The organism is Mesorhizobium sp. ArgA1, assembly GCF_053714375.1.
The window spans coordinates 1-11,856 of the sequence record NZ_JBSKBQ010000044.1; the positions used below are offsets into that span (position 1 = coordinate 1).

General features: G+C 59.4%; 7 protein-coding genes and 6 pseudogenes. 7 read left to right on the top strand and 6 right to left on the bottom strand.

Features of this window, described 5'->3' with window-relative positions; translation table 11 throughout:
• From ACWGTI_RS31415 to ACWGTI_RS31430, 4 genes and pseudogenes are all read right to left on the bottom strand, one after another.
• Window positions 1-194: pseudogene (locus tag ACWGTI_RS31415) on the bottom strand (hypothetical protein); the annotation flags it as partial.
• Between the two features lie 27 nt (window positions 195-221).
• Window positions 222-599 (bottom strand): annotated as a pseudogene (locus ACWGTI_RS31420) (IS5 family transposase); the annotation flags it as partial.
• A 382-nt stretch (window positions 600-981) separates the two neighbouring features.
• Complete coding sequence (locus ACWGTI_RS31425) at window positions 982-2,184, bottom strand: IS91 family transposase (protein ID WP_454590549.1); 1,203 nt, start codon at window positions 2,182-2,184, stop codon at window positions 982-984.
• 10 nt (window positions 2,185-2,194) lie between these two features.
• A pseudogene (locus tag ACWGTI_RS31430) lies at window positions 2,195-3,053 on the bottom strand (site-specific integrase).
• A gap of 190 nt (window positions 3,054-3,243) precedes the next feature.
• On the opposite strand from ACWGTI_RS31430, the pseudogene ACWGTI_RS31435 reads away from it, so the two are divergent.
• Window positions 3,244-3,663, top strand: a pseudogene (locus ACWGTI_RS31435) (transposase); the annotation flags it as partial.
• Window positions 3,664-3,665: 2 nt separating this feature from the next.
• Here ACWGTI_RS31435 and ACWGTI_RS31440 read toward each other — a convergent pair.
• Window positions 3,666-3,923, bottom strand: a pseudogene (locus tag ACWGTI_RS31440) (transposase); the annotation flags it as partial.
• Window positions 3,924-4,435: 512 nt separating this feature from the next.
• Between ACWGTI_RS31440 and ACWGTI_RS31445 the strand changes: the two are divergent.
• The 6 genes from ACWGTI_RS31445 to ACWGTI_RS31470 are packed head-to-tail and all read left to right on the top strand — an operon-like array spanning window position 4,436 to window position 11,352.
• Entirely contained in the window at window positions 4,436-6,037 is a 1,602-nt protein-coding gene (locus tag ACWGTI_RS31445; protein ID WP_454590550.1) for an ABC transporter substrate-binding protein, read from the top strand.
• A gap of 5 nt (window positions 6,038-6,042) precedes the next feature.
• A complete protein-coding gene (locus tag ACWGTI_RS31450) occupies window positions 6,043-6,984 on the top strand; it encodes an ABC transporter permease (protein WP_454590551.1) in 942 nt (313 codons plus the stop codon).
• Between the two features lies 1 nt (window position 6,985).
• A complete protein-coding gene (locus tag ACWGTI_RS31455) occupies window positions 6,986-7,867 on the top strand; it encodes an ABC transporter permease (RefSeq protein ID WP_454590552.1) in 882 nt (293 codons plus the stop codon).
• A 1-nt stretch (window position 7,868) separates the two neighbouring features.
• Entirely contained in the window at window positions 7,869-8,876 is a 1,008-nt protein-coding gene (locus ACWGTI_RS31460; RefSeq protein ID WP_454590553.1) for an ABC transporter ATP-binding protein, read from the top strand.
• Entirely contained in the window at window positions 8,873-9,955 is a 1,083-nt protein-coding gene (locus ACWGTI_RS31465; protein ID WP_454590554.1) for an ABC transporter ATP-binding protein, read from the top strand. The genes ACWGTI_RS31460 and ACWGTI_RS31465 overlap by 4 nt, the downstream gene beginning before the upstream one ends.
• Window positions 9,955-11,352, top strand: coding sequence for a CapA family protein (locus ACWGTI_RS31470; protein WP_454590555.1), 1,398 nt, complete (start codon window positions 9,955-9,957; stop codon window positions 11,350-11,352). The genes ACWGTI_RS31465 and ACWGTI_RS31470 overlap by 1 nt, the downstream gene beginning before the upstream one ends.
• A 95-nt stretch (window positions 11,353-11,447) precedes the next feature.
• Here ACWGTI_RS31470 and ACWGTI_RS31475 read toward each other — a convergent pair.
• A pseudogene (locus tag ACWGTI_RS31475) lies at window positions 11,448-11,856 on the bottom strand (hypothetical protein); the annotation flags it as partial.

The following is an 11,856-nucleotide window of genomic DNA, read 5'->3' on the forward strand; positions in this document are numbered from 1 at the left end:
GCCTGTTCGCGCCGGTGTTCAATGAGAGCCATAAGCCCTTCGGTGTCACCTCCTTGCAGGCGATGCAGGCTAATCTTGTCGGCCGCTGGCGAGTGCAGGGCTACAAGCCAGGCCGACTTGCTCAATTCCAGTGCAACGAAAATCGTGGCAGTCTTCTCGCCGACGGGCGGCAGAGCAACGGATGAGAGATTCATGAGACGTCTCCAAGGTTAGGATGTCGGACCCCGAAACCTTACCTGAGTTCCGCCGCCCGTCGCCTCATGGGATCTTTTACGCCGGGCCCCCGCAGCTTGGGCCTGAGCGCGGATAACGGTCGCGTCGATCATCAGCCATTCCAGATCTGGAGCACTGCTGATGGCTTCGAACAACCGGTCGAACACGCCAGCTTCGATCCAACGATAGTAACGTCGCTTTGCCCTCTGATGCGGGCCAAACCGCTCCGGCAGATCCCGCCAGCGGGCGCCAGAGCGAGCGATCCATAAAAGCGCATCGAAGAAGCGCCGGCCATCGCTACGGGGACCGCGCTTACCCTTGCGCCCGCCCGGCACAAACGGCTTGATCTGTTCCCACTGATCGTCGCGTAGAACTTCACCTTCCAAAGCTAACCTCCAAAAGTCAGCCTTGAATCTGGAGGGTTCTGTGTAGTCGCGGGCGCGATTGGGCGGGTACGCACGGGTCGCGACTACATTGAAGCCTGATTGAACTGAACCGCGGGATGGCGGCGGGGCTATGGGGATTTAGGGCTCGACAGTGTGTCCGAGGCACCGGAGCGGGCTCGCCGATCGCTCTTGGGCGGTCGCCCGTCGTCGCGATGCAGGACCATCTGCGACGCGAGAGACGGCGCCATTGGGTCGTTGACGTTGAGGTGCAGCGTTGCTGGCGACAGCCAGGCTGCGACTTTGACTAGCGGCGCGCAAAGGCCCTTCGGCGACTGTAGCAGACGCCGGGATGGACGGTGCGAGCGTGTCGGTGCGCAGCGTATCATGAGGTGTCTGGCCAGGTCGGGGCCTTGCGCGGGATCGGGCCGAGCGAGGCCATGGCGCCGCCGCAGCCCGGACAGATGTCCAGGGATCGTCCTGTGAGACAGCGGTAACGCTGGCGATAGTCGGCGGTCGGGTCCGGCGTCGGCGGCGTGGGCGCCGCCAGAAGAAGACGGCACTGGGCGAGCTTGGCGACGCGGTGGCCGTTGGCGAAGAGGCCGTAATGGCGGATGCGATGGAATCCGTCTGGAAGAGCGTGCAGCAGGAAGCGCCGGATGAACTCGTCGGCGCTTAAGGTCATGAGCTTGTGCTTGGACTTGTCGTGGTGGCGATAGTCCTTCCAGCGGAAGCTGACCTTTCCCTGGTCCAGGCTCACGAGGCGGCTGTTGGCGATGCGATGGGTGTAGCGGCCCAGATAGGCGAGGACCTGTTCGGGACCGCCGAACGGGGGCTTGGCGTAGACGACCCATTCGATCCGCTTCAGTCCAGCCAGTTGGGCGCAGAAAGTGGCAGGGTCGGCCAGGCTGGCGAGATCGCTGAAGAAGCGAAGCTGGCCGGCGTCGAAGGCGTCCTGCAGGCGCTCCAGGAATAGCCGCCTGAACAGGCGCGACAGAACCCGCACGGGCAGGAAAAATCCCGGCCGACAGGCGATCCATCGCTGGTCCCCGGCCTTCGCCGTGGCAGGCTCGAGCGACAGGCCGCCGCCCGGCACGACGCAGTGGACATGGGGATGATGGTGGAGATTTTGACCCCAAGTATGAAGCACGGCGACCACGCCGGTCTCGGCGCCCAGATGCCTGGGATCGGCCGCCGCCACCCTCAAGGCTTCGGATGCGGCCTTGAACAGGATCGCATAGACCGCCGCCTTGTTCTGGAAGGCGATCTCAGCGATCTGGGCCGGGACGGTGAAGACCACGTGGAAGTATGGGACCGGCAGCAGCTCAGCCTGCCGCTCGGCCAGCCACTGGGCGCGGGCTAGGCCCTGGCACTTAGGGCAGTGGCGGTTGCGGCAGGAGTTATAGGCTTGCCGCACGAGGCCGCAGTCGGTGCAGTGTTCGGCGTGACCGCCCAGGGCCGCGGTCCGGCACGCCTCCACCGCGGCCATGACCCGGCTCTCGACTCGCCCGAGATGGCCGGCATGGTCGCGGCGATAATCAGCCCCGTGACGGTGGAATACATCCGCCACTTCCAGATCCGGGCGCATGGCGCGCGGCTCAGCCGGGCGGCGTGATCTCCATGTGGAGTTGGTCAAAAGGACTGGCGGTCCGGCCGATCACAGCCGTTGAGACCTGGGCGTATAGTGTCGTCGTCGCCAGGCTGCAGGCCCAGCAGCACCTGAATGATCCTTATGTCCGTGCCGGCTTCCAAAAGGTGGGTGGCGAAGCTGTGGCGAAGGGTGTGCACCGTCACCCGCTTCTCAACGCCCAGGAACTCGCAGGCTGCTCGACAGGCGATCCCCAAGGTCTGCGGGTGGATCGGGCCGCGGCCATCGCGCCGGGGAAACAGCCATCGCCCCGGCTTGGTCAACCGCCAATAGACGCGCAAAATCTCCAGCAGCTGCGGCGACAGCATCACATAGCGGTCCTTGCCGCCCTTGCCCTGCTCGATGCGAATTACCATCCGGCTGCTATCGATGTCCGTCACCTGCAGACGCGCCGCCTCCGCGGCGCGTAAGCCCACCGCATAGGTGGTCATCAGAGCGACCCGGTTCCTCGTCCCCTTCACGGCCTGCAGAAAACCGACCACCTCATCGGCGCTCGGCACGACCGGCAACTTGCGCGGCGTCCGGGCGTAAGCGATCCGCTCAGGCAGATCAGATCGACCCAGCGTCACGCCGTAGAAGAAACGCAAGGCGCAAACGGTCTGGTTCAACGCGCCCCACGAGACCCTTCGGCCCACCAAGTGGGCCTGATAGGCGCGCACCTCTTCGTATCCCAGTTGATCGGGTGATCGTCCAAAAAATCGACTGAACTTCGCCACGTGATGCACGTAGGATCGCTGGGTCTCCGGTGACAAATTGCGGATCGTCAGATCTTCAATCATCCGCTGACGCAGAGGGCTTATCTGGGCCATCTGGGGTTCTCCTGTCTGGAAGGTTGGCTCGACACCAAATCTTCTCAGACAGGGGCCTCCTCAGGCCAGACCCGCGCATCAGCTACCGCGGCAGCGGTTTAGTTCAATCTGATTTGCCTCTTGATGGGAATCCCAAGGCGTTAAATTGTCACCACAGCCTAGCTTTCGACGTCCGCGAGGCGCTGTCGACGACCTCTCCTCGTGGCCAAGTGCAAAGCATTTTACCTCCTGGCTGGGACTGGCGCCGAGCAACAAGGTCTCCGGCGGCAAAAGGCTTTCGTCCCGAACGCGCCGATCCGGCGGCCGGGCGGCGGCACTTCTGCGCCTTGCTGCCGTCACCGTCGGGCGCACCGACACCGCGCTCGGCGCCTTTTACAGGCGACTTTCATCGCGCACCGGCAAGGCCAAGGCAGTGACCGCCACGGCCCGCAAGATCGCAGTTCTGTTCTACAATGCTGTGCGATACGGAATGGACTATGTCGATCCCGGGGCCTCGTCCTACGAGACGCGTTACCGGACGCGAGTGGTCAACAATTTGCATCGGCGTGCCAAGGCATTCGGCTTTGTTCTCCAGCCCTTGGAGCCCGAAGTCGGTGCTGCCGTTTCTTAGGAATCGTTGGCCAGCGTCAGTTCGCCGATCTTGGCATGCAGGGCCTTCAAATCGACCGGCGCTTCCGTCGCCCCCGCCGTGTCCGGCCCGAACACCCCGGCCGCGCTTTCCAGCAGATGGTTCTTCCAGGTCGTGATCTGGTTCGGGTGAACGTCGAACTGTTGCGCCAGCTCGGCCAGCGTCTTCTCCCCCTTCACGGCGGCCAAAGCCACCTTCGCCTTGAAAGCCGGTGAATGCGTCCGGCGGCTTCTCTTCGTCATGTCTGCTCCTGATTCGCAGCGAGAAACCTCGCCGCCGTCAGGCAGGAAATCCACTTATGCCACCGTCCGAATTTGCGGAGCCAGCTCTCTTTGACGGGAGTGCCTCAGTCAGAGGGGTATTATGCCGCGTCCGTTTCACAATTGATGCAAATGGGATGCGGAATTACTCCGGTACGCATCTATGTTGAATCCAACACACACCGACAGAAGTCGGGAAATCTGGGAGGATCAAATGGACAGTGTTCACTCAGCCGCCGTTCCGTTGTGACGGCGATACTTTTGGGATCTTTGCGCCCTGACCCTTGAATTCAACGACCTCTCCGGGTCGCGCGATGATCGGCCAACGTTTCACCAATTAGAGCAACTTGGCGTAAAATCGCTACTCACCAGTGTTGTGTAGTCAAAACCCCCGACCGGATGCTGTCGGGGGCGGACGCGAAGCACTTACTTCGCGTGTGTCGGCAGATGGCCGACATATATAACCGTACAAATAACCAAAAGGGGAACCGAAAATGCCGATTTCTCGACGCAATCTCTTTAAGGCGGGCATCGCCGCCGGAACTGCGCTATCGATCCCTTCAATTCTGCGGGCGCAGACCTCGCCCGCAGACGAACAGACAGTGCGCATGGCTATAGGTGGACTGACTGTCTTCGATCCCATCTTTACCACGACAGACATAACGGCCTACCACGGGCTGGCAATTTACGACACGCTGTTTTCTCTCGACTCGAAGCTTATGCCGCAGCCGCAAATGGTTGGAAAGTGGAGTGTATCCAAAGACAAAAAGACATACACTTTTGAGCTCCGAAACGGCTTGGGTTGGCATGACGCTACGTCTGTCACCGCCAGGGACTGCGTGGAATCAATTCGCCGCTGGGCGCAGGTTGATGCTGGCGGCCAGATGATCACGGAGCGCGCTCGCGACATATCGAGCAAGGATGAGAAGACCTTTACGATCTCGCTTAAGGAACCGCTTGGAACCCTGATCGATTTGTTGGCCAAAGTGTCGGAGCCGGTGCCGTTCATCATGCGGGAGAAGGACGCTGAGCGCCCCGCAACCGAGCAGGTCACCACCAACATCGGGTCGGGCCCATTCAAATTCAATCAAAAGCTCGCCAAGCCCGGCTCGAGCTTCACATACGAACGCAATGTGCAGTATGCTCCGCGGATCGAGCCATCCGACGGCTTCGCTGGCAGCAAGGTAGTCAAAGTTGATCGCGTTATTTGGGAAAATATAGCCGATCAGCAAACGGCGTTCGCTGCTTTGCAGGCAGGTGAAGTCGATTTCACGTTGGCGCCGTCCGCCGACTTGTACCCCGCGATCGAGAGTGATCCGAATCTTGCATTGCAGGTCGTGAATAAGCCTGGCAATGACTATTGCCTACGCATGAACCACCTGCAGAAGCCGTTTGACAACGTCAAGGCGCGCCAAGCAATGCTTTACCTGATTGATCAAGAAGCCTTTTTGCGCGTCATCGCCCCCGATCTAAATTATGCGCGCACCCTGACTTCGATCTTTGGAAACAATACTCAGTACTCTAACGACGAAAACACCGACTGGTTTAAGAAGGGCGGCGATCCGGAAAAGGCCAAGCAGCTCTTCAAGGAAGCGGGGTACGCGGGGGAGAAGGTCGCCATTCTTGATCCCACAGACTGGGTACAAGCGCACGACGCTGCGCAACTCCTCGCTGCCACGCTGCAGAAAATTGGCATCAATGCCGAGCTTGCGACGAGCGACTGGGGCGGAATTGTCGCGCGCCGCGCCAACCGAGGGCCCGTTGAGAGCGGTGGCTGGAGCATCTTTATCACAAACGATCCCGACTTCGTCCAGGGCGACCCCATCAGTGCGCCTTTCCTGGCAGCTAACGGAGACAAGGCTTGGTATGGCTGGCCGAAGAACGACGAATACGAGGCGCTTCGATCTAGATGGGCAGATGTCGCAACTCTGGAGGAGCGCCAGGCCCTAGCCCGCAAAATGCAATCAATCTGGTGGGATTTTGTCGGTGATGTGAGGCTTGGGCAGACCGTCGAGCCGATTGCGCGTAGCAAAACGCTTACAGGGCTAATTGAGATGCCCGCGCTCCTAGCGATGTGGAATATGAAGAAGGGCTAAGGATAATGCTGACATACATCCTTCGCAGGTTGGTCTCAGCGATCGCCGTAATGGCGATGGTCGGGATGTTCGTTTTCCTGCTTTTAAGGCTCGCCCCAGGCGACCCGGCGGCCATTATTGCCGGCAAGTCGGCTACGGCAGAAATGATTGCCGGCATCCGTCAGCAAATGGGTTTAAACGATCCTATGCCCATTCAGTTCTTGCGTTGGGTACGGAGCATGCTCGGCGGTGATTTTGGCACGTCGATCTTTGCCGGGCGGCCGGTTCTCGAGCTCATCTCGCAGCGGCTGGAACCGACTGTTTCCCTCTCCATCCTGACGATGTTTCTTTCGGTAACGGTAGGGGTTACCTTGGGTACCCTCGCCGCGTGGCGAACCGGAGGTCTTGTCGATCGCCTCCTGATCGCATTCGCGACACTCGGTTTTTCCGTCCCGGTGTTTGTGATCGGCTTTTTTCTCATCTACTTCTTCGCAATCACCACTCATTGGCTACCGGTCCAGGGATACAAGCCGATCGACCAAGGCTTGGCGCTATGGTTTACACACCTGATCCTACCGACCGTGACTTTGAGCATTCCCTACCTTGCTTTCATTGCCCGCATCACGCGGGCGAGCATGCTCGAAGTTTTGTCGGAAGACTATATGCGGACAGCCGCCGCCAAGGGCGCGTCCTCCTTTGCCATGCTTTTCCACCATGCACTGAAGAATGCGGGTGTCCCAATCCTGACCGTCACCGGTTTAAGTTTTGCTGGCCTGATCGGCGGCGTCGTGATCACCGAAACCGTGTTCAACATACCGGGTATCGGCCGTTTGGTGGTCGATGCGATCAACAACCGTGATTATCCCATCATTCAAGGCGTGCTCATTCTCGTTTCGGGGCTGTACGTCATTATCAATCTCGCGGTCGACCTCTCTTATACCCTCGTCGACCCTCGGATCCGGTACTAATATGACGATTCTCTCCGCACCAGTCGAAACAATCCCAACGGGACGCTTGCGCCTGTCTGACTTCCCCCGTCTGGCGAGACGGCACCCGCTGGTCGTGACAGGCGGCGGCCTATTGACGCTGCTACTCATCGTAGCACTCGCGGCCCCTTTTTACGCTGGCGATCCACTGAATATGGACCCATTCAAAAGGCTTCAGCCGCCTTCCGCTGAGGCATGGTTTGGCACGGACAACCTCGGCCGTGATGTATTCGCACGCACCATGTACGGCGCGCAGGTTTCGTTGCTGGTAGGTTTAATATCGGCAGCGTGCGCAGCTTTGGGCGGTCTTCTTATTGGTCTCATCGCCGGCTACATCCGCGCTTTTGACAACATCGTCATGCGGGTTATGGACGGGCTGATGTCAATCCCGACGATTCTGTTGGCCATCGCCCTTATCTCTCTGACGGGCCCCGGAATCGGCATCCTCATTGTCGCCATTACGATTCCTCAGCTGCCTAGCGTCACGCGGTTGGTTCGTTCTGTGGTTCTGAGTGTTCGAGATCGTCCCTATGTCGAAGCCGCCATTTGCGGCGGTGCGCGCGTGCCGAAGGTGCTTTGGCGGCATATCCTCCCGAGCACAATTCCACCGTTGATGGTCCAGAGCGCCATTGTCTGCGCAGATGCAATTCTGACCGAGGCGGGACTGAGCTTTCTGGGCGTGGGCGTGCCGCCCGAGATTCCGAGTTGGGGCAACATGATCTCAAGCTCTCGCTTGTACCTCGCCATTGCCCCCCTAACAGTTTTCGCACCCGGTATCGGTCTTGCAATTATAGTCCTTGCCGTCAATCTCCTAGGGGACGGTCTGCGCGACCTGTTCGATCCCCGAGCGAAGCGGAGGCGCTGATATGCTGATGCATCAAACCGCGGCGAACAACGTGTTGCTTGATGTCAAAGAACTGGAGACGCACTTCTATGGGGAGGAAAGCGTTACACGTGCACTTGGCGGCATTAGCTTCCAGGTTAACAAGGGGGAAACTCTGGGCGTCGTCGGTGAATCGGGATGCGGAAAAAGTGTTACGGCCCTTTCCATACTTCGCCTGCTTCCAAAGCTGACGGCAAAGACGGTCGGCGGTGAAGTCCGCTTTCACGGCCGCGACCTGCTCGGACTTTCCGATCGGCAGATGCGGGAGATCCGCGGCCATCAAATTGCAATGATCTTCCAGGATCCGATGACCAGCCTCAACCCGGTCTACACGGTTGGCCGTCAGATTGCCGAAGCAGTGCGGATCCATACAAACGCGTCGCGCTCGGCAGCCATGGCAAGGGCCGAAGAAATGCTTCGCTTGGTACGAATTGCCGATGCCGGTCGACGAGTTTACAACTATCCCCATGAGATGTCCGGTGGCATGCGTCAGAGGGCGATGATCGCCATGGCCCTTGCTTGCTCGCCGGAATTGTTGATTGCAGACGAGCCAACCACTGCGCTTGACGTCACGATCCAGGCGCAGATTTTGCGGCTCATTGTCGATTTGAAAGAGCGCATGGGAACGGCCGTGATGTTCATCACCCACGATTTGGGCGTTGTGGCCGAGACCTGCCAACGGGTGATTGTCATGTACGCTGGCCGAATCGTCGAGCAGGCATCGGTCACTGAACTATTCGCGCGCCCGGCTCACCCATACACCAAGGCTCTGATGCGCTCGGTTCCGGATCGGCGGCGGGGTCGACAGCGTCGTCTTCCGGAAATCCCCGGCATCGTGCCAAGCCTGCGCGAGCCAATCGTCGGCTGCAGCTTTGCACCCCGATGCCCGTTTGCAATCGACATCTGCCGCGAGAAGACGCCAATCCTGCGTGACGTCGTCCCGGGTCACACAGCGGCCTGCTGGCGTTCTGAGGAGGTAATCAAGGCATGAGTGGTCCGTTGCTGAAAGTCGAGAATCTGACCAAGCATTATCCACTCGGCGCGGGGTTGCTGAAGAAGACCAAGCCGGTCGTGCGGGCCGTGGAGGATGTGTCCTTTTCTGTCGAAGCTGGCGAAACGCTTTGCATCGTCGGCGAATCCGGCTGTGGCAAGTCGACCGTCGCGCGGCTATTGATGCGCCTCGTCGAGCCAACAAAGGGTCGCGTTCTGATCGACGGGATCGATATAGCGAGCCTCAAGAAGGAGGCGCTTCGGACGTGTCGCCGTCGCATGCAGATGATCTTTCAAGATCCGTATTCGTCGCTGAACCCACGCCTCACCGCCGGACAGATCATCACCGAGCCGGTCGAAAATTTCGAGCGCCTGAGTCGCAAGCAGCGCAACGCACTAGCCGCAGACCTTCTAAAGAAGGTGGGAATGTCACCCGAGATGATGCACAGGCTGCCCTCCGAAATGTCGGGCGGCCAGCGGCAGCGTCTCGGCATCGCGCGGGCTCTCTCTCTTCAGCCCTCGCTCATCATTGCAGACGAAGCAGTCTCAGCGCTTGACGTGTCTGTGCAGGCGCAGATCCTGAACCTGCTCCTCGACCTCCAGCAGCAGATGGGTATCGCCTTCGTGTTCATCTCGCACGACCTTGGTGTCGTCGAGCATATCGGCCATCGCGTGGCGGTCATGTATCTAGGACGGATTGTGGAACTCGCGCCGTGTGAGGCTCTGTTTGCCAAGCCGGTCCACCCCTACACCGAGGCGCTGATCGCCGCAGCGCCTGTGCCTGACCCAACCCGGGTTCGGCTGGAGACGCCCGTGGAAGGGGAAGTGCCAAGCCCGATCAACCCGCCAAGCGGCTGTGCGTTCCACCCTCGGTGTCCGCTAGCGGTCGAGCCTTGCCGCATCGATGTCCCGCCTTTGGTTCCAATGGCAGATGGGCGCCTTGTAGCCTGCCATGTGCGCGCGCCGGCAACACGCGTCATGGCTCAAGCAATTGATCCCTTACAGCCTAACAGCATTGCCTCGTTTGCTCGGAAGAGACCAAGGCATAATGTTTTCGCTGCGACCAGCGAGGAGAAATAATGAATAGGCATTCCAACGAAGACCAGGCGGAAAACATCACCCAGGATGGCAGCTTCGATACCGTCGGTTCAATAGAAACCAACGTTGAAGATGGTTTTACGGTGGCTGCAGTGGGCGATCTTCTTTATGCGCGGCCAGTTACAAAAGGCTACCATCCTGGCCTCGTCGATGTCCTCCGAATTTTCGAGGGAGCTGACGTGAAATTCGGTAATTTGGAAACCAACATCCTGGATTTTCGGTCTAAGGGACAGCCGGAAGCGGAGTACGGCGGAGCCTATTGCATCAGCGCGCCAGAGCTTGGACCCGATTTGAAAGCAATGGGCTTCAATCTGCTGAGTCGCGCAAATAATCATACGCTTGACTGGGGGGTCGAAGGTATGCGCGAGACTAGCCGGTCCCTTGAGATGAATGGGATCGTTCACGCAGGAGCGGGAGAGACCCTCGGACAGGCCGGTGCGGCGCGGTTTCTAGAAACTCCGCGAGGGCGAGTGGCTCTCGTTTCCTTCGCTACGACTATCACACCGATGTCCCGCGCCTGCGATCCGACCGGCGAGGCCCCAGGAAGACCAGGCCTCAACGCCCTTCGGTTGACAATGAGCGTGACGGTTCCGAACAACATGCTTGAAAACCTGAGGGAAGTTCGCGAGGCATTGCCAGGATATACCTCATCAGAGAAAGAGTTGAGCAGAGTTGTCCTAGGTGAAGTGATCTTCAAGGCAGGCGATCGCGCCGGCTACAGCTTCGAGGTGAACTCGCGCGACGCCGCGAATATATTTCGCAATGTTCGTCACGGTAAGCAGGTTTCTGACTTCTGCATAGCGACCAACCACGGGCACGAGCCGGGCGAATGGTGCGAAGAACCAGCGGACTATGAACAATCGTTTGCTCGTGGGCTAATTGATGCGGGAGCCGACGCATATATTGTACACGGACCGCATATACTGCGAGGTATCGAACTCTATAAAGGGCGGCCAATCTTTTATAGCCTTGGTAACTTTTTCTGCCAGGACATCCGAACACCGGTGGGCATCGATATGTATGAGGTCTACGGTAAGGATCCGCGGATTGATACGGATGCCGAAGTTACGGCCGACGAGGTGGCGAAGGGATATCCGACCGCCGAAGGATTTATCGGCCCCCAATCCGGAGTGGAGTTCTACGAGAGTGTCGTCACGACGAGTCGCTTTGAAGGGAATCAGCTTGCCGAGCTGCAGCTTTATCCGATCGAGTTACGTCGCACGAACAGGTTTGCGAACAGAGGCGTTCCTCGGCTCGCCAAAGGGGAGCAGGCCAGATCTATTCTGGAGCGGCTACAGAAGCTCTCCAAGCCATTTGGCACCGCGATCGCCATCGAGAACAACATCGGATTGATCCGACTGCAATCTAAGGCTTGTTGATATTCAGGATTGATCGGGATAGGGGGACGCCTCGCGGCGCCGCCCCTCCCACACCACCGGGCATACGGGTCACGTACCACGGCGATTCGACCGGATTAAGCTTGGACAGAGACATAGAGTCGGGGAAGACCGAGCAACTCGAAGTAATGGTTGCGCAGGGCCTGTTGGACCGCCGGGTGTCCTGACATGCGGTAAGCGTTGCACCAAGGCGCCTTTCCCGAATCGTCTTGGTGGTTGATTACGAGGACGGGCCGCCCCTTTTTGTCGACGCAGTAGATCAGGATGGGCAGCAGCAGGCCATGGTTGGGGTTCTTGAGGTCGAGGAGCCGTTTCCAGCGTTTGATGTTGAGAGTCATGGCCGCGTAGAACCCCTGGCACCACGGCCGCGGGTCGATGCCGCCGCTGGGCTTGGTGGTTGAAGCGGGGCGCGCCTTTTCGCCGAGTTCCTCGCCCAGCCACGCCATTGCCCGGTAAAAGTGATGGAGCGCCAGACCCTCGGCGCCC

Coding starts and splice junctions, on each gene's coding strand:
- ACWGTI_RS31445 (WP_454590550.1), top strand. CDS start 4,436: ATGCCGATTTCTCGACGCAATCTCTTTAAGGCGGGCATCGCCGCCGGA.
- ACWGTI_RS31465 (WP_454590554.1), top strand. CDS start 8,873: ATGAGTGGTCCGTTGCTGAAAGTCGAGAATCTGACCAAGCATTATCCA.
- ACWGTI_RS31425 (WP_454590549.1), bottom strand. CDS start 2,184: ATGCGCCCGGATCTGGAAGTGGCGGATGTATTCCACCGTCACGGGGCT.
- ACWGTI_RS31460 (WP_454590553.1), top strand. CDS start 7,869: ATGCTGATGCATCAAACCGCGGCGAACAACGTGTTGCTTGATGTCAAA.
- ACWGTI_RS31470 (WP_454590555.1), top strand. CDS start 9,955: ATGAATAGGCATTCCAACGAAGACCAGGCGGAAAACATCACCCAGGAT.
- ACWGTI_RS31450 (WP_454590551.1), top strand. CDS start 6,043: ATGCTGACATACATCCTTCGCAGGTTGGTCTCAGCGATCGCCGTAATG.
- ACWGTI_RS31455 (WP_454590552.1), top strand. CDS start 6,986: ATGACGATTCTCTCCGCACCAGTCGAAACAATCCCAACGGGACGCTTG.